The organism is Pseudonocardia sulfidoxydans NBRC 16205 (assembly GCF_007989085.1).
GTDB classification, from domain to species: domain Bacteria; phylum Actinomycetota; class Actinomycetes; order Mycobacteriales; family Pseudonocardiaceae; genus Pseudonocardia; species Pseudonocardia sulfidoxydans.
Map to the genome: position 1 here is coordinate 1 of NZ_BJVJ01000097.1, position 19,034 is coordinate 19,034.

Below are 19,034 nucleotides of genomic sequence, written 5' to 3' on the forward strand. Positions count from 1 at the left end.
CACCGACGCCGACATCGACGTCCTGTCGAACAACGACGTGCTCTCGCACAACGACGTCGCCTCCGGCAACACCGGCGGCGCGGGCACCGGCGCCGACGGCGTGGACGTCGCCTGACGCACCGCCCGAGCGGTAAACTGAGTTCCACCCGACGATCGGCCCCGCCTTCCCGGACCCGGGAAGGCGGGGCCGATCTCGTCGTGTACGAAGGACATCGAACGCAGAAGCGGACGTAGGGGGTTCGGCTCGTAGTGGCGGTTCCGGCAGCTGTCGACCTGGTCGACCTGGCGCTCAAGGCGACCACGGCCTACCAGCGGCCCGACCTCGGACTGCGGCTGCAGCACACCCGCAAACGCCTCGCCGACCCCGCGGTCCGCGTCCTGATCGTCGGCGAGTTCAAGCAAGGCAAGTCCCAGCTGGTCAACGCGCTGGTCAACGCCCCCGTCTGCCCCGTCGACGACGACATCTCCACCTCGGTGCCCACCGTCGTCAAGCACGGCGAGACACCGGCCGTGTCGATCGTGCGCGACCACGGCCCCGACGACGAACGGCCCCCTGAGCGCACAGAGGTACCCATCGGGCGCCTCGCCGAGTTCGTCTCCGAAGCCGGCAATCCCGACAACCGGGCCAAACTGAGCTACGCCGAGGTCTCGCTTCCGCGCAAGCTCCTCGCCGGCGGGCTCGTCCTCGTCGACACCCCCGGCGTCGGCGGGCTCGGTTCCGCCCACGGTGCAGCCACGATGTCGGTACTGCCCAGCGCCGACGCCGTCCTCCTCGTCTCCGACGCCGCCCAGGAGTACACCGCCCCCGAGATGGAGTTCCTCGGCGCGGCGATGAAACTGTGCCCCAACGTCGCGTGCGTCGTCACCAAGACCGACCTCTACCCGCACTGGCGGCGCATCGTCGAGCTCGACGCCGGCCACCTCGAACGCGCCGGAGTCAAGGCCGACATCCTGCCCATCTCCTCGACGCTGCGCCTGCACGCCGCACAGACCCAGGACGCCGCCCTCATGGAGGAGTCCGGGTTCAAAGAGCTCATCGCGTTCCTGCTCAACCGCGTCGTCGCCCGCGCCGACGACCTCGACCGCCGCTCCACCGCGCAGGACGTCCTCGACGTCTGCGAGCAGCTCGCCACCACCATGAAATCCGAGCTGACCGCGCAGGAGGACCCCGAGCGGGCCGAAGCCCTCGTCGCCGACCTCACCTCCGCCAAGACCCGCGCCGACGCCCTGCGCCAGCGCTCCGCCCGCTGGCAGACCACCCTCAACGACGGCGTCGCCGACCTCATCGCCGACATCGACTACGACCTGCGCGACCGGCTGCGCGCCATCGCCCGCGACGCCGAACAGCTCCTCGAGGACGCCGACCCGGCCGACATCTGGGACCAGTTCGCAGAATGGATGCACCAGCAGGTGTCCACGGCCGCGTCCGCCAACTTCGTGTGGACCGCCGAACGCGCCCGCTACCTCGCCGGGCAGGTCGCCGAACACTTCGCCGAAGGCGCCGAGATCGCGCTCCCGACACTGCGGTTCGAAGACACCGTCGGCACCATGGGCGGACGCGTCGGCGCGCTCGAACAACCCGTCGACGAGAAGTTCGGCATCGGCCAGAAACTCTTCACCGGGATGCGCGGCGGCTACGGCGGCCTCCTCATGATCGGCCTCGCCACCAGCATCGCCGGCCTCACCCTGCTCAACCCCATCTCCATCGGCGCCGGCCTCCTCTTCGGCGGCAAAACGGTGCGCGACGAGCGGAAACGCCTCAAGCAACGGCGACAGGCCGAGTCGAAGAACGCGGTGCGTCGCCACATCGACGAGGTGACCTTCCAGGTCTCCAAGGACTCCCGGGACATGCTGCGCCGCATCCAGCGCGACCTGCGCGACCACTTCACCGTCCTCGCCGAGGAAGTCTCCACCTCCCTGGCGACGTCCGTCGCCGCCGCCCAGTCGGCCGTCAAGACCGACACCAACGAGCGGGAGTCCCGCATCCGCGACCTGCGCGCCGAACTCACCCGCATCGAAGCCCTCGGCGAACGCGCCAAACAACTCGCCGCCCAAGCCGGGCAGGTCACCACGGGGAAGCAGGCGTGAGCGAGCGACAGCGAGCGAACCGGCGACACAGCGCGTGCGCACGGCGCCGCCCGAGCGCCGGCGAGGGCCTGCGATGAGCGCCCCGACGATGGGCCAGGCACCCCCGCTCGGATCCACGGTCCGGGTCCTGCTGCGACACACCATGGAGGCCTACTCCGACAGCCCCCAGGCCCTCGGCTGGCTCCGACACCACCTCGAACGTTTCGACGAGCCGCTGCGCGTCGCCATCGCCGGCAAGGTCAAAGCCGGCAAGTCCACCCTGCTCAACGCCCTCGTCGGCGAAGAGATCGCCCCCACCGACGCCGGCGAGTGCACGCGCGTCGTCACCTGGTACCAGGACGGGCACGTCCCCAAGGTCCTCATGTACCCCAAGGCCGCCCAACCCCGGCCACTGACCATCCACCGCAACCGCGGCGCCCTCGCCTTCGACCTCCAAGGCACCCCCACCGACCAGGTCGACAGGCTCGTCGTCGACTGGCCCTCCCAGAACCTGCGCAGCCAGACCCTCATCGACACCCCCGGCATCGCCTCCCTCTCCGGCGACACCTCCATGCGCGCCGGCGCCTTCCTCACCCCCGACGACGCACCCACCCCCGCCGACGCCGTCATCTACCTGATGCGCCACCTGCACGCCACCGACGTGCGGTTCCTCGAATCGTTCTACGACCAGGGCGTCGCCAAAGCCACCCCCGTCAACACCATCGCCGTCCTCTCACGTGCCGACGAGATCGGCGTCGGCCGCCTCGACGCCCTCACCTCCGCACGCCGCATCGCCCGCCGCTACCGATCCGACGAAAAGATCCGCGGCCTCTGCCAGACCGTCGTCGCCGTCGCCGGACTCCTCGCCCAAACCGGCCGCACCATGCGCCAGGACGAATTCGCCGCCCTCGTCGCCCTCGCCGAACTACCCCGCGCCGACATGGACGGCCTGCTGCTGTCCGTCGACCGCTTCGTCCGCGGCGAAGGCGTCGAACTCGCCCACCCCGACACCGACGCACGCGCCCGCCTCATCGAACGCTTCGGGCTCTTCGGCGTCCGGCTCGGCGTCACCCTCGTCCGGCAAGGCATCAACGACCCCACCCGCGTCGCCGAGGAACTCGTCCGCCGCAGCGGCCTCGAAGACCTCCGCACCGTGCTGGCGACGCAGTTCACCGAACGCCGCGACCTGCTCAAATCACGGTCCGCCCTGCTGGCCGTCGAGATGGTGCTGCAGCGCGAACCCCGCCCCGCCGCCGCCGCGCTCTCCGCCGAGGTCGAAAAAATCCTTGCCGGGGCGCACGAGTTCGTCGAGCTGCGCATGCTCTCCGCCCTCCGCGCCGGCGCCGTCAAACTCCCCACCGACGCCATCGAGGAAGCCGAACGCCTCCTCGGCGGCGACGGCGGCTCCGCCGCGGCAAGACTGGGCCTCGACCCGGGCATCCACCCCGAGGACCTCCGCCGCGCCGCCCTCGAGGCCGCGACCCGATGGAAGCGCCGCGCCGAGAGCCCCCTCTCCAGCCGCAACACCGCCGACGCCGCCCGCATCGTCGTCCGCAGCTGCGAAGGAATGCTCGCCAGCCTCCACCGCTACTGAATCCCGGCGGGGGTAGCGTTCACAAATTCGCAGACGTCAGCACAGCTCGTGTGAAGTCGACGATTCGCAGGCAGGGCCCCTTGGACGCAATTCCAGCCGGTGTATCGAGCAATCGGACCTGAGTATAGGCGACCCTTCCGGCCTGAAGCTCGGTGAACAAGAGACAGGTCGGACCCAATGAATCCAGACCGGACGACGCTTGCACCGCACGTCTCCCATCGACATCTGCGAACGTCGCGTCGGCATATCGGAGCGATATCTCGTCGATGCTATATCCCGCCGGAAAGAAGCCGAACACCAGCGAGTACTCACGATCAGTCGAGAACCAGTGACACGAACGCGCTCCAGCGACGGGGACGTCAGGCTTCGGAAGCCCCGTTCCGAGCGGAAACGAAATCCGCAGGACACTGTCGACCAAAGAGCAGGGGTCAATCGGGATCGCCTCGACCGAACCAGACGGGCCGGGCCCCTCGTTACGTCGCTGATCACTCTCAGCGCTGCATCCAGCTAGGGCGAGAAGAGTACAGAACGCGATATAAGAAACAAGTCTTCGAATCACCGAGAGACCTCGAAGACCGCCCTGATCTCTTCGTCAGCGTAACCATATCCGCGAGCGGACTCCTTGAGCGAGGCCGCATGCCGGCGGAGATCGGATACGTACCCTCGGTAGACCTCGATCAAGAGATGTGCTCGCTCGGTGAATGCCTCGGCTGCATCACCAGAGACGGGATCGCCGCCGCAGCGCCCAGCCTTCACCCCGACTACGTCTCCGATCACCGCATCCAGACGGTCGGCCTCCGCGAGCAAGACTGCGCCCACCTTGAGCACGTTCTCGCGGTTGATGCTCATCCCCGCCGCAGAAGCGTTGAGGCCGACCCTGAGGCCGTCGATGTCCACGTCCACGGCCGCACAGTAGATCGGCAAGCGCGCCGTGCGGGCCATTTTCGAGCGAATGTGCCCGACCGGGACGGCCGAGACCGCTCCCGTGTCGTTGAGCCTGCCCAGAGCGACGCCACGACGTGCTCTGCGGACACGGTCGTCGTCTTCGTGTCGCGAGGGTGTGCAGTCGTGGGGGTGCGCGTGTCGACGATCGAGATCGCCCATGGCCGCCGCGTGCATTTCGTCGGCACCGCGCGAGTTCTGCGGCCGACGCTCGCCCTGCATGCCGAGCGGTGAGCTGAAGATCCACGCCCTGGAGGGAGAACACGCGCGGTGCCTCCGACTGCGCGGCGCTTCGCACGACCGCACCGGTTGCAGCTCCGTCGCACACCTTGCAGGGGGTGCGGCGCGTCGGAAAGGTGTGCGGTGGCTCTGTGGGGCCGTTGGCGGCGCGTGCTCGCGGGGCGGCGCCGGGCCCGTCGACGAGGCTGCCCGCGCCCGGCGCAACGTCCAAGCACCCCGGCAAATGGGTGCACGACGATGGGGGGCGCGGCGCCGCCCCGCGCTCGGCGTCCGCCATCGTCACGCGCCTTCCGGGGTCGTCGCGCAGCCTGCAGCCTGGCCGACGACTCGCGAAACCGAGCGCCGACTCCCGGAGCCACGCGGCGGCCGGGGCCGCGCAACGCCGGGGCGGGGTGCCGCACGGCGGCCGCCACACCGCGCGCAACCTCACGGTCCTCAACCCGCCGTCCGCACAACCGTGAGGTTGCGCGCCGGGAGGGGGTCAGGTGTCGGGGCCCACGATCTGGCGGAGGTGGGCGAAGAGTTCGCCGCGGGAGTTGGAGCCGAGGCGTTGGCGCATGCGGGCGACGTGGTGCTCCACGGTTTTGGCGCTGATGAACAGGCGCTCGCCGACCTGCTTGTACGTCAGCCCCTCCAGCACCAGTTTGGCCACCTCGCGCTCCCGGTCGCTGAGAGGTCCCTCGCCGAGGTCCTCGGGCTCGGGGGCGTCGGCCTGGACGGCGTTGGGGGGAGCGGTGGCGACGGGGCCGCCGCCCTGCATGGCCCGGGCCGCGCCGAGCAACGCCGTCATGGCCTTGCGGTCGCGGGTGCGAATGGCGGCTTGACCTGCGAGTTTGCCGCCCTCCCACGACAACCCTACGGCGTGGAGCCCGCGCGCGGCGGCTTCGACGGCGTCGGCGTCGACCTCGGCGTCCATGAGGTTGACCCAGTGCGGCGCGGCGTCGGCCATGGCGGTGGCGTAGCGGCTGACGGGGGCGGCGTCGCGGAGGGCGTCGGCGTGGGCGGTGGCGGCGGCGCGGTCGTCGGCGACGATCGCGGCGTGCAGCTGTGACCAGTGCAGGGGTGCCGACCAGAGTGCGGGGCGGCCGAGCCGGTCGAGGAGGGTGGCGGCTTCGTCGAGGTGGGGGCGGACCCAGCTGGTCTCGCGGAGCCGGGCGGCGGCGATGGCGAGCTCGCCGAGGGGTTGGAGGACGAAGAGGTCGACGGGGTGGCGGACGATCGCCTCGCGGGCGCGTCCCCAGGCGGGCATGAGGGCGGCGAGGTCGCCTGCGCGGCGGGCGATGGACACCTCGAGGGCGGCGGCGAGGAGCTCGTCGCGGGGTTCGAGACGGGCGTCGATGGGTGAGGCGGTGGCGAGCAGCGACCGGGCGGTGGGGACGGCACCGCGGAAGACAGCGATCCAGGCGAGCAGGAGCTGGTGGCGAGCGACGGCGGCGGGGCCACCGAGTTCGACGTCGACGGCGCGGTCGAGGACGGACTGGGCGACGTCGAGCTCACCGCAGTGGATGGCGACGAGCGCGGCGAGCGCGGCGGGGGTGTCAGGCAGGAGGGCGGCCCGGTTGGACGCTTCGAGCAGGGACGCGGAGCGGGCGAGCTGGGACAGGGCGCGGGTGGGGGAGCCGGCGACGGAGTCGAGCACACCGGCGGCCATGAGCTGTTCGGCGGAGGCCAGCAGCGTGGGCGGGCGGCCCACGGTCGCGGTCGGCGACGGTCCACCGAACAGGGGAGGCGGCGCGAGGATGGACGGGGGCTGCGGCGCCGCCGCGGCGGGAGCGGGCGGCGACAGGAGCGCCCGGGCTTCTTCCAGCGCCCCCGTCCCGATCAGTGCCGGGACGGCGAGCGGCCCGGTCTCGGCGGACCCACCGACGGCGCTCATCCACCGGTAGAGCTCGGCGCTGCGGGCGAGGAGCCCGCGGTGCGCGAGGACCGCTGCGGCGGCGGTGCCGGCGACGACGGCGTCCTCGACGTCGACGGCGTCGACGTGGGTCAGGACCTGGTCGGCCTGGGCGAGCGCGAGGTCGAGGTCGCCCGCGCGGACGGCGGCTTCGGCGCGGCGGGCGGCGAGCCGCAGGCCGGGAGCGCCCGCGGCGACGGCGGCTTCGTAGAGGGGGCCGGCGACGGGGTCGCCGGTGCGGGCGGCCTCGTCGGCTCCGGCGACGAAGACCTCGGCGGCGCGGGCGCCGGTGGCACCGGTGTCGAGGAGGCCGCGGGCGGCGGTGAGGACGGAACCGCCGCGGTCGAGCTCGATCTCGGCGAGGGTGCGTCGGACCTCGAGGCGCCGGGCACCGGGGACGCGTTGCCGGACGGAGTGGGCGACGAGCGGGGGGAGGGCGCCGTCGGCGGTGAGGTGTCCGGCGGAGCGGGCTTCCTCGACGAGCTCGTCGACCTCGTCGATCCCCCCGCCGGCGGCGTCGGCGAGGCCGAGGAGGGGGACGAGGACCTCGGCGTCGCGGGGGGCGCCGAGCGCGAGGGCGACGAGGAGCTCCCGGACGCGTCGTTCCATGCCGTAGACGGCGTATCCGAGCTGGTGGACGAGGTTCTGCGGGGGCCGGGTGGGGATACCGCCGGGTTGGGCGAGGCGGGCGCGGTCGGCGGGACCGATCTGATCGAGGATGCCGGTGAGGTGGCGGTCGACGAGGTCGGGCAGGCCGGCGGTCTGCGCGAGGACGTGGTCGACGAGCGGGACGGGTGGGCGTTCGCGCAGGATGCGGGCGGCGCGGGCGGCGACGCCGGGCCGGTCGAGGGCGCCGAGGACGAGGAGGGTGCCGCCGCCGGCGATGGCGCCGCCGAGGGCGGCGAGCTCGGGCCCGGTGGGCCAGGGCCGGTGGGCGACGACGAGGCGATGGCTGCGGGCGGCGGCGATGTCGCGGACCCGGCGCAGGTCGGCGGCGGGCAGGAGATGGACGTCGTCGAGGACGAGGACGGCGTCCTCGGGGAGCTCGGCGGGCAGGGCGCGCAGAACGGGGGCGCCGGCGGCGCGGTAGGCGTCGGCGAGGAGGTCCAGCAGGACGGTCTTGCCGTGTCCGGCGGGAGCGACGACGTCGATACGGCGGGGCGAGGCAGGGGCGGCGACGATCTCGCGGTAGAGCCTGCGGGCGGCGGTGGCGCCGGCGAGGGCGCCGTCCGGTTCGGGCCGGGACGGCTCGGAGCCGGCCCCCGGGCCCATCGACCGGGCCGTCACGCTCACGCGAGCCCCTCCCCTCGGACGCACTCCCTCACCTGATCAGGGGCGCGGGCATCGAGGGTAGCGGGGGCCACAGCCGACTCCCAGGTCACGCGGTCGCGAAGTCGCCCGGGAGGGTGATGGGCGCGGTCAGCGGGCCGGCCGCGTGCCCGCGATCGAGCGGCGATCGACGACAGGCGCCTCGGACGCGACGGGCCGCTCTCGCGGACCCGAACGAACGGCCCTTTCGCGCCATTCAGTTGCCCCACTGTGCCGTTCGTGCAACCGGCGGCCGGACACGGGTCAGTGGGCCGTCAGCGGGGAGGGCCGGTGGGGTCGGCGGTGAGGTCGGCGGGGGCGCCGCCGGTGCCGAGGAGGCGTTGCCAGTCGGGCCGGTCGACGACGTCGGGGACGCTCTCGACGCCACGACGGGCGGCGAGGGTCTCGACGGCCTTGGCGGCGTCGCTGTCCTCGCTGCTGCGGACGGTGCGGGCGAGGACCGGCCAGGTCTCGCCGCCGATCATGCCGACGTCCTCGGCGCCGGTGGCGTACTGGTAGCGCAGGACGGCGTCGGAGGTGGCGGCGTCGTAGTGGCCGTTGGGGATGACCTCGGTGAGCCCGTTGTCGCGCAGCAGGTATTGGGCAGCGGTGACGGCGTCGCCGGTGTCGCCGGGGCGCAGCAGCGGCCAGGACGCCTTGTGGGCGGCGCCGCCCTCGATGTTGCGGCCGAGCAGTCCGGCGACCTCGCCGCGCAGCCTGGGGAGCATGGCGTAGAGGGCGTCGCCGGGGCAGGCGGTGTTCTTGAAGTCGCGGTGGCCGTAGAGCTCGGTGGGGGCGATCCCGTACTGGATGCAGATGTAGGCGCAGGTGGCGCGCAGGCTGTCCCAGAGCGCTCCGGTGGGGACGGTGTCGATGTAGGTGCCCTCGTTCTCGATCCCGACGGCGACGACGTTCTGTCCGGTGCAGTGCGCGCCCTCGACCTGGCGGGTGCCGCTGCGGAGGACCTCGAGGCTGCGGTGGCGTCCTTCCATGACGAAGCCGCCGCGGCTGATGGTGAAGTGCTGGCCGGTGTCGAGCCAGCCGCGGGTGTCCATGTGGAACCGCTGGATGCTGCGGGCGAGGGAGTATCCGGCGCCCTCGCTGAGGTCGCCGCCGTTGGGGGTGGCGGTGTGGTGCACGAGGATCTTGACGGGCCGCCGGTTCCAGATCGGGACGATGTCGCTGTTGGGGCGGGCGCCCCAGCCGGCGCAGTCGGTGATGGGTGGCGAGGAGCTCGCGAGGGCGGTCCCGGCACCGAGGGTGGGGCCGAGGACGGCCGTCCCGGCGAGGGCGAGCCCGCCGGCGAGAAAACCACAGCGCGTCATCCGGATGCCGTCCACGCCCACTCCTTCGCTCGACCCGGTGACCACGTGAGTCACAGGAACACCATGAGCACCATTCAGCACATACGCAGCGTGCACAACGGTCGAACCCGAAGGTGTGAGGCGATCTCGGCGGGCGGGAACGGTTGCCGCGGGTTACCCGTCGGTAATATCCTTGGAGTTACCGGTGAGTAGGTCGTTGCCGAGGACGACCTCCGGACGAGTGGAAAATGGCGGTGACCTGGGGATGGGCCACTACAGGAGCAACCTGCGCGACCTCGAGTTCAACCTGTTCGAGGTGTTCCGGGTCCAGGACGCACTGGCGGCGGACTCCGAGGTCGACCTCGACACCATCCGCGGTGTGCTCGCCGAGCTGGACAGCGTCGCCACGGGCCCCCTCGCGGAGTCGTTCGTCGACGCCGACCGCAACCCGCCGGTGTTCGACCCGGCGACGCACTCGGTGACCCTGCCGCAGTCGCTCAAGGACGCCTACAAGGTGCTGTGGGACGGCGAGTGGTGGCGGCTGTCCCTGCCCGCCGACCTCGGCGGCTACGGCATCCCGCCGACCGTGCAGTGGGCCGCCGCCGAGCTGATCCTGGGCTCCAACCCGGCCGCATTCATGTACATGGCCGGCCCCAACTTCGCGTCGGTCGTACACCGCAACGGCACCGGCCGGCAGAAGCGCTGGGCCGAGCTGATGATCGAGCGTGGCTGGGGCGCCACCATGGTGCTCACCGAACCCGACGCGGGCTCCGACGTCGGCGCCGGCCGCACCAAGGCCGTCCAGCAGGACGACGGCACCTGGCACATCGACGGCGTGAAGCGGTTCATCACCTCCGCCGAGCAGGACATGACCGAGAACATCATGCACCTCGTCCTGGCCCGCCCCGAGGGCGCGAAAGCCGGCACGAAGGGGCTGTCGCTGTTCCTCGTCCCCAAGTTCCACTTCGACCCCGAGACCGGCGAGCCCGGTGAGCGCAACGGCGCCTTCGTGACGGGCGTCGAGCACAAGATGGGCCTCAAGGCCTCGACGACGTGCGAGCTCACCTTCGGTCAGCACGGCACGCCTGCCGTCGGCTACCTGCTGGGCGACGTGCACGACGGCATCGCGCAGATGTTCCAGGTCATCGAGTACGCCCGGATGATGGTGGGCACCAAGGCCATCGGCACGCTCTCGGCCGGCTACCTCGCCGCGCTGGAGTACGCCAAGGAGCGCGTCCAGGGCGCCGACCTGACGCAGATGCTCGACAAGGCCGCGCCGCGCGTCACCATCACCCACCACCCCGACGTGCGCCGGATCCTCATGCTGCAGAAGGCCTACGCCGAGGGCCTGCGCGCGCTCTACACCTACACGGCCACCTACCAGGACCGCATCCGCGCCGGCGGCGACACCGCGCTGGCGGAGAAGGTCAACGACCTGCTGCTGCCCGTCGTCAAGGGTGTGGGTTCCGAGCGGGCCAGTGAGATGCTGCTGCTGTCGCTGCAGACCCTCGGCGGCTCCGGGTACCTGCAGGACTACCCGATCGAGCAGTACATCCGCGACGCCAAGATCGACTCCCTCTACGAGGGCACGACGGCGATCCAGTCGCTCGACTTCGTGTTCCGCAAGATCGTGCGCGACAACGGCCAGGCCCTGACGCACGTCGCCGGGGAGATCCAGGCGTTCCTCGCCGCCGACTCCGGCAACGGCCGGCTGAAGGAGGAGCGGGAGCTGCTCACCCGCGCCCTCGGCGACGTCCAGGGCATGCTCGGGGCGCTCACCGCCCAGCTCAAGGGCTCGGCGCAGGACCCGGCGAACGTCTACAAGGTCGGCCAGCACTCGGTGCGGTTCCTGATGGCCGTCGGCGACCTGCTCGTCGCGTGGCTGCTGCTGCGCCAAGCCACGGTCGCGCTCGAGAAGCTCGGCAGCGACGTGCCGGCCAAGGACCAGGCATTCTACGAGGGCAAGGTCGGCGCCGCGCACTTCTTCGCCAAGACGGTGCTGCCGCGGCTCACCGCGGACCGCAAGATCGTCGAGAACACCGACAACGCGCTGATGGAACTCCCCGAGGCCGCGTTCTGACACACGTGTGACGGGCCCGGCGCGACGCCGGGCCCGTCGACACGTCACCGGTCGTCAGGAGGGTGCGGAACAGCTCCGACCGTCGCGAGCGACGTCCAGGCGGTGCCGTCGCAAGGCGGGCGGATGCGGCGTACCCGCCCAACGCTGCGAGAGCGCCGGCCGGGCGTCGCGCAGTAGGTCCGAGTCCCCAGCGCGCTCCTATGACGCGATGTAGGACTGCAACTGTTCGCGCTCCTCCTCGAGGGAGTCGATGCGCGCCTTGACCATGTCTCCGATGCTCACGATGCCGACGAGGGCGCCGTCGGCAGTGACCGGCAGGTGCCGGATACGGCGTTCGGTCATGATCCGCGAGAGCTCCAGAGCACTGTCCTCGGGCGAGGCGGTGACGACGTCACTGGTCATGATGTCGACGACCGGGGTCCCGACCAGCGCCGGTCCGATCTCGTGCAGCCGGCGCACGACATCGCGTTCCGACACGATCCCGACCAGCCGGTCCCCGTCCATCACGGGCAAGGCGCCGTAGTTCCCTGTGGTCAACATGGCGATGACGTCGCCGACGGAGGCGTCGGCCCCGATCGTGGCGACGCCAGAGCCCTTGTTGCGCAGTACGTCCGATATTCGCATCGGCGATCCCCGATCCTCGGTGACGGCACTGTCACTCAGAGGGTACGAATGTGACGGCCGTCTCGAAAGTCGGAACACCCGACCGGCGGTCGGCCTCAGCCTCCGCAGACGACGATCGGTGACGGGTTGTAGCGCACCGTGCGCTTCTCCGTGCGCACCTCGCCGGTCTGCACGTTGCGCAGCGTCCGGGTGTCGGTCGCGGTGAAGCCCGGAGCCCCGCTGCTCGCCGCGCACGGCTGCCCGGCCGGGATGGTCACCGGGCTCGGCGGGGTCTCGTTGGTCCGCGGCCCGGTCGTCGACGTCACCTCGTAGCGCTTGGTGCCGTAGATTTTCACCGTGAGGCTCGTCGGCGTCCAGAACGTCTTGATCAGGACGCCCGTCGGGCCGTCGTTGCGGAACCTGAGGTCGATGACGTTGTCGAACACCGTCGCCTCGCGCGCCACCGGGTAGCGGCTGATGTAGAAGCTGTGCTCCTTGTGCGCGACGTCGACCATGCCCGCGAAGTAGGCAGCGTTGTACAGCGTCGTCGCCACCTGGGACACGCCGCCCCCGACGCCGCGCGCCGGGTGCCCGTCCTCGATGATCCCGGCCTCGACGTAGCCGTTGGCCGCGTTGCGCGGGTTCGTCTTCGCGTTGAGCGAGAACGTCTCGCCCGGCTTCACGATGGTGCCGTCGATCTGGTCGGCAGCACGCTTGATGTTGCGCCCCGAGTCGGCCGCGAACCCACCGGTGGTGAACGTGCTGATCTCCCCGGCGATGCCCAGCTTCTCGACGTCCTCGGTGGTCACCTTGGCCGGCTTGTCGCCGTAGACGGCCGCGACCTCGCGCGGGGCCTGCGCGGTGAGCACCGGGACCATCGAGGTGAGAGTGGCCGGGTAGTCGATGCCACGGCCGTCCTGCGACGGGACGACGACCGGCGTCGGGCCGCTGACGTCGAGCGTCGCGTCGCGACCCGGCTTCTCCGTCTTCTCCAGCTGCGGCGACAACGCGTCCGACACGACCTCCGGGTTCAGCTCCGGGACGAGCTTCGGCGACGCGGCCGCGTCGGCCCGGAACGTGAGGGCCTTCGCGATGTCGGCCGGGTCGAGCGTGCCCCGCGCGCCCTCACCGGTGACGGTGATCGGCGCCGCCACAGCGGGCCGCGCGACCGAGTCGACGGCCTGCCGGACGTCATCGGGCGTCGTGACCGGCTTCAACGTGACCAACGGGAGCTCCACCGGCTGCCCCGTCGCCCACTTCGTCGAGACGAGCGGGACCGCCGCCGCGACGTCGAGACGGTGACCGTCCTCGGGCATCACCGGGACGGGCTCCAACCCGTCGAAACGCACCGACCCCTCGGTGGCCTCGTCGTCGACCAGCGGGCCCATGCCCTCCAACGCAGCGGCGACCGCGCGGTCGTCGGCCGTGCTGACGATGTCGAAGTCCTTGTCGACGAAGAACGACTGGACACGAGCGATCGGGTTGAGCGGCTGCGCGCCCGCGCGCTCCATGGTGGCGTCCCAGTCGACGCCCAGCTTCGCCGTGCCGGCGTCGATCTCGGTGCGGACGTCGCCCGCGGTCACGACGACCGGCTGCGCCGAGCGCGGGTCGATCGTCGCGCGCAACGACGCCTCCGCCTCCTCGCGCGACATCCCGCCGACCGCCTGGCCGGCGACGGACACCCCGCGCGGCATGTCGCCCATGCCGAGCAGGAGGTCGACGACGTAGAGGACCGCGAGCAACCCGACGACCGCGGCCGCCACGAGCAGCGGCCTGCGCCGCCGACGACCCTTGCCGCCCGACTCCGGGGTGTCCGGCCCGTCGGGGCCGTCGCCGCCGGAGTCGGCCTCGGGGCGGACGGGCCGGGTCGCGTCGGCGGCCGGACCGGCGGGGGCGCCCGCACCGCCGCCCGCGGGGCCGTCCGTGCGCAGGGTCGTGGTCCGCCCCGCGTCCGTGGCGGGCCGGGCGCCGGCAGCGGCGCCGAGCACGGCGGTGGCCGCAGCGCCCTTGGTGAGGGTCGTCGACGCCTCGCCCTGCTCGGGGCGACCCGAGGCCTCGCGCCGGGCGGCCTCGGCCGCGATCGCCGGGATGACCTCGGTGGGCCGCTCGACCGGCTGCTCGGTGCGACGGGCGGGGATGCGGACGGTCGCCGGGTCGACGGGGGCGGCCTGTCGTGGACGAGGTGGCTCGCTCGGGGTGACGGTCGGCGTGGCCGGACGCACGGCCGGCAGCACCGCGGTCGTCTCGGTGTCGCGGGCGGGGTCGAACCAGCTCCGCCCGGACTCGACGGGCTCGGCGGCCGGGGCGGGCACCTCGGCGGCAGCAGCTGGGGTGGCGGGTTCCGGACGAGCGGGTTCTGGGCGGGGGGACTCCGCGCGGGCGGGTTCCGCGTGGGCGGACTCCGCGCGGGCAGGCTCCGGGCGGGCAGACTCCGCGCGGGCAGGTTCCGGCCGAGCGGACTCCGCGGCGGGCTCACGACCTGCGGCAGCAGCGGCGGTCGGGTCAGCGGCGGGCTCGGCGGCCTGCTCGGCACGGGCGGGCTCCGTGGCGACGGCGTCCGCCGCGGGCGCAGCAGACGCAGCCTTGTCGGATGCAGGCGGGGCGGTCGGCGCGACGTCGGACGTATGCTCGGCGATCGCGGCGTCGGCGTCGGCAGCCGCGGCGGGCGGGGAGTCGGCCGCCGGGGAGTCGACGGCCCGGGAGCCGACGGGCGGGGGCTCAGGGGTGGGCTCGGCACGCGGCTCGTCGGAGCCGGCCCACGCGGCCGCCGCCTCCGAACGCGGCGCAGCGATCTCCGCGTCGGCGGGGTCGGCCGAGGCGGCGTCGTGCCCGGCGGCCGCCGATGCGTCCGCGACGGCCGGGGCCGGGTCGGCGTCCGCAGGCGGACCCGCGGACGCCGATCCGTCGGCGGTGCCGGTCGCAGGCTCGGCGGGCGGCAGCGTGGGCCCCGGCCGCATCGACACGACGGGCGAACCCGCGGCCGGGGAGGCGAAGAGGTCGTCGCCGGAGAGGGACGACGCCGGCTGCGCGGCATCGTCGGCGGAGGCTGCCGGCCCGGTGTCGGTCGTGTCGGACCGCGCGGCATCGTCGGCAGCCGGCGATCCGGCCGCCGCTGCGGCGTTCTCGTGACCCTCGTCGACCCCGGGCTCACGCTCGGTCATGACGTCCGACTTCCCCTCTTCACCGCTACCCCGGCGGGCCGGGGACGTCCACTACAGCACCCCCGCGGGCCGGAGGATCGTGCGATACAGCAGTCCGGCCTCAGGGCCGGGGCGTCACAGGTAGAGCCCGGTTCCGTGCTCGGCGCGCTCGGCGGCGACGGCGTGCAGGTCGCGTTCGCGCAGGATCAGGTACGTCGAACCCTGCACCTCGACCTCGTACTGTTCCTCGGGGTTGAGCAGGACGTGATCGCCCACCTTGACCGAGCGGGCGTGCTGCCCCACCCCGAACACCTCGCCCCACACGAGCCGCTTGGCGACCTGCGCCGTGGCGGGGATGACGATGCCCGCGGAGCTCCGCCGCTCACCGGAGCCTTCGAGGATGCGGACCAGCACCCGGTCGTGGAGCATCTGGATCTCGAGGCGTGGGTCCGGCACCGGGCAGATGCTACGGGTCACGCCGTGTGGCCCCCGTCCGGGATCCGACGTCCGCGAGGTTCGGCCGGTGTATCCACCGGACGCGCCCCGGCCGACGCCCGCACGATTCGTCCGGCCTCGCCGGGTGGCACACGCCCCCGGCCTGCGTGACGAGCAGTTCCTCGAGACACATACCGCTCCGACGGCGCCGGCCCGGTGGGCCGTGATCAGCAGGATTGGCGCTCGCGCGACGTCCACGTCGCCTCAGCGCCACAACCACTGATCACCGGGTCCACCAGCAGCCCGGCCCGGCGGGACGCTGCAGCGCGCGCGAACCTGAGAATGGAGAACCCCGCGGGGCTGCCAGGTCGGGGGTCCGACAGCACCACGGGGCTGTACAGGGAGTCGGTTCGGCGGGCCCCGGTGTTACACCGCTCCGCCCGAGATCAAGGATTCACTCGTTCGGAGCAACCTTCTCTCAGGTTTGCGTCAGCAGGTAGCGGCCGAAGTGGGGGACGGTGAAGGCGATCTGGCCGCGCTGCGCGGAGAAGACGAGCCCCTTCTTGAGGAGGCTGTCGCGGGCCGGGGAGAGGGACGATGCGCGCCGGGAGAGGTGCTCGGCGATGCCGGAGGTGACGACGGGTTCGTCGCGGCCGTCGGACAGTTCGGCCATGGCGCGGAGGTACTCGCGTTCGGCGGGGGTGGCGCGTTCGAAGCGGGACCCGAAGAAGCCGACGGCGAGCTCGGCCTCGGCCTCGGGCGCGGCGACGACGACGTCGCGGCCGCCGATGGGGTTGCTGGGCGCGGCGTCCCAGGCGGCTTTGCCGTAGGCCTGGATGAAGTAGGGGTAGCCGCCGGAGCGTTCGTAGAGCCCGTCGAGGGCGTCGCTGTCGAAGGCGGCGTCCTCGCGTTCGGCGGGGGCGAGGAGGGCGGTGTCGGCGTCGGCGCGGTCGAGGCGGCCGATGCGGCTGTAGGTGAAGAGGCGCTCGGAGTAGGACTTGGACGCGGAGAGGACTGCGGGCAGGTGCGGCAGTCCGGCGCCGACGACGACGAGCGGGGCCCGGGACTGGGACAGCTCGTGGCAGGAGGCGCAGAGGGCGGAGACGTCGTCGGGGCGCAGGTCCTGCATCTCGTCGATGAAGAGGGCGACGCCGGTGCCGACGTCGGCGGCGAGCTCGGCGACCTCGGTGAAGAGTTCGACGAGGTCGATCTCGATGTCGCCGGAGTCGGCGCGGCCGTTCTTGACGGGGACGTCGATGCCGGGTTGCCAGCGGTCGCGGAGTTTGGCGCCGTCGGGCGAGGCGCGCAGGGCGAATGCCTTGAGGATGCCGAGGACTTCGTCGACACGTTCGGGGTTGCGGTGGCGGACGGCGAGGTCGCGGATCGCGCGGTGCAGGGCGGCCGAGAGGGGCCGGCGGAGGTCGGCGTCGGGGCGGGCTTCGATCTTGCCTGCGCCCCAGCCGGCGCGGACGGCCATGGAGCGGAGTTCACCGAGGAGGACGGTCTTGCCGACGCCGCGGAGTCCGGTGAGGACGAGGCTGCGTTCGGGGCGGCCGCGGGCGACTCGTTCCAGGACGATCTCGAAGGCGTCCACCTCCTTGTCGCGGCCGGCGAGCTCCGGGGGGCGTTGGCCGGCTCCGGGCGCGAACGGATTGCGGACGGGGTCCATGGATCGGACGGTATCCGGCTGTCTTGGCCGGACCCTAGATTTCGCTATCGAACGCGATCGCGTGTCGTCGATCGGCTCGTCTACGAGTCTCTAGGCGTTGTCGGAGAAAGACTTATACGGGGCGATCAGACGTGCTCGATCGCACCGTCGAGGGCTTTCTCACGGATCTACTAGACACCGTGATACGACGGGATCCGGTTAACTGGAGTCGTGGGGGATCCGCAGATCGTGACGGTGGGGACGGGCTGGCACGAGCAGCTCGCGGACCGGGCCGAGATCGACGTGTCGTTCAGCGCGACCGGCAAGGACCGGGCCACCGCGGTGCGCGACCTGGGCCGGGCGGTCGCCGCGGCCCAGCCGGTGTTCACGTTCACCGGTGTGGAGGTGCGCAGCCGGAGTCTGCACGTCGGCACCGAGTGGCGCCGCGGCAAGCAGTCCGGCGCCCGCGCGACCGAGACGATCCAGCTCCGGGTCACCGACCTGGACGTCCTGGAGAAGGTGTTGGGGACCGTGCTGGCCGCGGAGCCGGCGTCGTTCAACGGTCCTCGTTGGCTGCTCGACGACCAGGTCGCGGCCCGCGCCGCGGCCCAGCGCGAGGCAGTCGCCGACGCCCGCAGGCGCGCGGAGGGCTACGCCGACGCGCTCGGTGGCACACTCGGCGCACTCGAGAAGCTCACCGAGGCACAGGATCACGGCGGCAGTCCGATGATGATGCGTGCCGCGGCGATGGACGCGAGCGCCCGCGGGCCCGTCGATGTCACCGAGCTGGCGCTCGAACCCGAACCCGTCCGCGTCACCGCCCAGTGCACGACCACCTGGGCGCTCGTCCTCGCCGGTTGAGCGGGGGCCACCGTGGAACGCGCCACCGATCGGGCCCGGGCCCGCCTGCGCCGGAGCGTCGCGACGCTCGTCGCGCTCGTGCTGCTGCTCGCCCTGCCCATCGGCCTGCTGGCTCACGATTGGGAGAGGAGCCGTTCGGAGGATGCCGCCGCGCGGCTCAGCCCCGTGACGGCGGTGGTCCTGGAATTCGACGCCGCGCCCGCGGCACTGCCCTACCCCGCCGACACGGCGATGACCATGTCGCGGGTCGTGCGCTACGCCGCGCCGGACGGGAGCGTGCACACGGCGACGCTGCCCGTCGCCGTCGGTGCGCCCGACGAGACGACGATGCAGCTGTGGGTCGACCGGCGCGGGGTCGTGGGGGAGCCGCCGAGCTCGCCGGACGTCGCCCGGAACGTGGGGATCGTGCTGGCCATCGCGTGGACGGTGGTGGCGTGGACCGCCGTGGTCCTCATCGCGATCACGGTGCGTATGCGGCTCGACGAGATGGACAGCGAACAGTGGGACCGCGAATGGGCGCGGGTCGAACCGCTGTGGAGCGGCCGAATTCCGTGACGGGTCCCGTTCGGGTGAAGAACGGGCATCTGCTGGCTATTCGGCGTCCTAACGATGGACACTCGAACGGCCTAATCGTCGCGCGTCGATTCCGGGGTCGCGTCCCCGGACCGGCCAAGGGGGTTCGATTTCGAATGAACCGCAGCCGTGCACGACACCGTCTCCGCCGTTCCGCACACCCGGCCCTGCGCCTGCGACCGAACGACCGCGCCGTGCGCCGCGGCCCGGTCCGCGCGGTTCGTGCCCTGCTCGCGGGTGCTGTCGGACTGCTACTGCTCAGCGGGACCGCCCTGGGCGTCGCACATGCCGCTCAGGCCGAGCTCCCCGTCCCCGCCGCCTTCGTGTCGGACCGTTGACCTGATT

General features: G+C 72.3%; 13 protein-coding genes. 5 read left to right on the forward strand and 8 right to left on the reverse strand.

Annotated features, from left to right (window positions below):
* Positions 1-249 precede the first annotated feature (249 nt).
* Positions 250-2,088, forward strand: a complete 1,839-nt coding sequence (locus PSU4_RS27625) for a dynamin family protein (protein ID WP_147114787.1) — start codon at positions 250-252, stop codon at positions 2,086-2,088.
* A gap of 73 nt (positions 2,089-2,161) precedes the next feature.
* Positions 2,162-3,661, forward strand: a complete 1,500-nt coding sequence (locus PSU4_RS27630; RefSeq protein ID WP_147114791.1) for a dynamin family protein — start codon at positions 2,162-2,164, stop codon at positions 3,659-3,661.
* Positions 3,662-3,680: 19 nt separating this feature from the next.
* Here the strand turns inward: PSU4_RS27630 and PSU4_RS33135 are convergent, their stop codons facing one another.
* The 4 genes from PSU4_RS33135 to PSU4_RS27650 form a co-directional block, all read right to left on the reverse strand.
* Positions 3,681-4,220 (reverse strand): DUF3558 family protein, encoded by a 540-nt coding sequence (locus tag PSU4_RS33135; RefSeq protein ID WP_147114795.1) that lies wholly within the window; start codon positions 4,218-4,220, stop codon positions 3,681-3,683.
* Positions 4,217-4,564 (reverse strand): hypothetical protein, encoded by a 348-nt coding sequence (locus PSU4_RS27640; RefSeq protein WP_147114798.1) that lies wholly within the window; start codon positions 4,562-4,564, stop codon positions 4,217-4,219. Before PSU4_RS27640 ends, PSU4_RS33135 begins: the two co-directional genes overlap by 4 nt.
* A gap of 760 nt (positions 4,565-5,324) precedes the next feature.
* Positions 5,325-8,030, reverse strand: coding sequence for a helix-turn-helix transcriptional regulator (locus PSU4_RS27645; RefSeq protein ID WP_246115392.1), 2,706 nt, complete (start codon positions 8,028-8,030; stop codon positions 5,325-5,327).
* Positions 8,031-8,320: 290 nt separating this feature from the next.
* On the reverse strand, positions 8,321-9,385 hold the full coding sequence (locus PSU4_RS27650) for a peptidoglycan recognition protein family protein (RefSeq protein WP_222596419.1): 1,065 nt from the start codon (positions 9,383-9,385) through the stop codon (positions 8,321-8,323).
* A 229-nt stretch (positions 9,386-9,614) separates the two neighbouring features.
* Here PSU4_RS27650 and PSU4_RS27655 point away from each other — a divergent pair, with 229 nt between their 5' ends.
* On the forward strand, positions 9,615-11,429 hold the full coding sequence (locus PSU4_RS27655; protein WP_147114801.1) for an acyl-CoA dehydrogenase: 1,815 nt from the start codon (positions 9,615-9,617) through the stop codon (positions 11,427-11,429).
* A gap of 198 nt (positions 11,430-11,627) precedes the next feature.
* Here the strand turns inward: PSU4_RS27655 and PSU4_RS27660 are convergent, their stop codons facing one another.
* The 4 genes from PSU4_RS27660 to PSU4_RS27675 form a co-directional block, all read right to left on the reverse strand.
* The gene (locus PSU4_RS27660; RefSeq protein ID WP_147114804.1) at positions 11,628-12,053 is read right to left on the reverse strand and encodes a CBS domain-containing protein; all 426 of its coding nucleotides are present in this window, start codon (positions 12,051-12,053) and stop codon (positions 11,628-11,630) included.
* A 95-nt stretch (positions 12,054-12,148) separates the two neighbouring features.
* The gene (locus tag PSU4_RS32610) at positions 12,149-15,193 is read right to left on the reverse strand and encodes a VanW family protein (protein WP_147114807.1); all 3,045 of its coding nucleotides are present in this window, start codon (positions 15,191-15,193) and stop codon (positions 12,149-12,151) included.
* Between the two features lie 114 nt (positions 15,194-15,307).
* Positions 15,308-15,628 carry a GroES family chaperonin gene (locus tag PSU4_RS27670; protein ID WP_147114810.1) on the reverse strand — a complete coding sequence of 107 codons (321 nt, stop codon included), beginning with the start codon at positions 15,626-15,628 and terminating at the stop codon, positions 15,308-15,310.
* Between the two features lie 457 nt (positions 15,629-16,085).
* Positions 16,086-17,276, reverse strand: a complete 1,191-nt coding sequence (locus PSU4_RS27675; RefSeq protein ID WP_147114814.1) for an ATP-binding protein — start codon at positions 17,274-17,276, stop codon at positions 16,086-16,088.
* Between the two features lie 210 nt (positions 17,277-17,486).
* On the opposite strand from PSU4_RS27675, the gene PSU4_RS27680 reads away from it, so the two are divergent.
* Both PSU4_RS27680 and PSU4_RS27685 read left to right on the forward strand, forming a co-directional pair.
* Positions 17,487-18,116 (forward strand): SIMPL domain-containing protein, encoded by a 630-nt coding sequence (locus PSU4_RS27680; RefSeq protein WP_186817221.1) that lies wholly within the window; start codon positions 17,487-17,489, stop codon positions 18,114-18,116.
* A gap of 12 nt (positions 18,117-18,128) precedes the next feature.
* Entirely contained in the window at positions 18,129-18,671 is a 543-nt protein-coding gene (locus PSU4_RS27685) for an Rv1733c family protein (protein ID WP_147114820.1), read from the forward strand.
* Positions 18,672-19,034 lie beyond the last annotated feature (363 nt).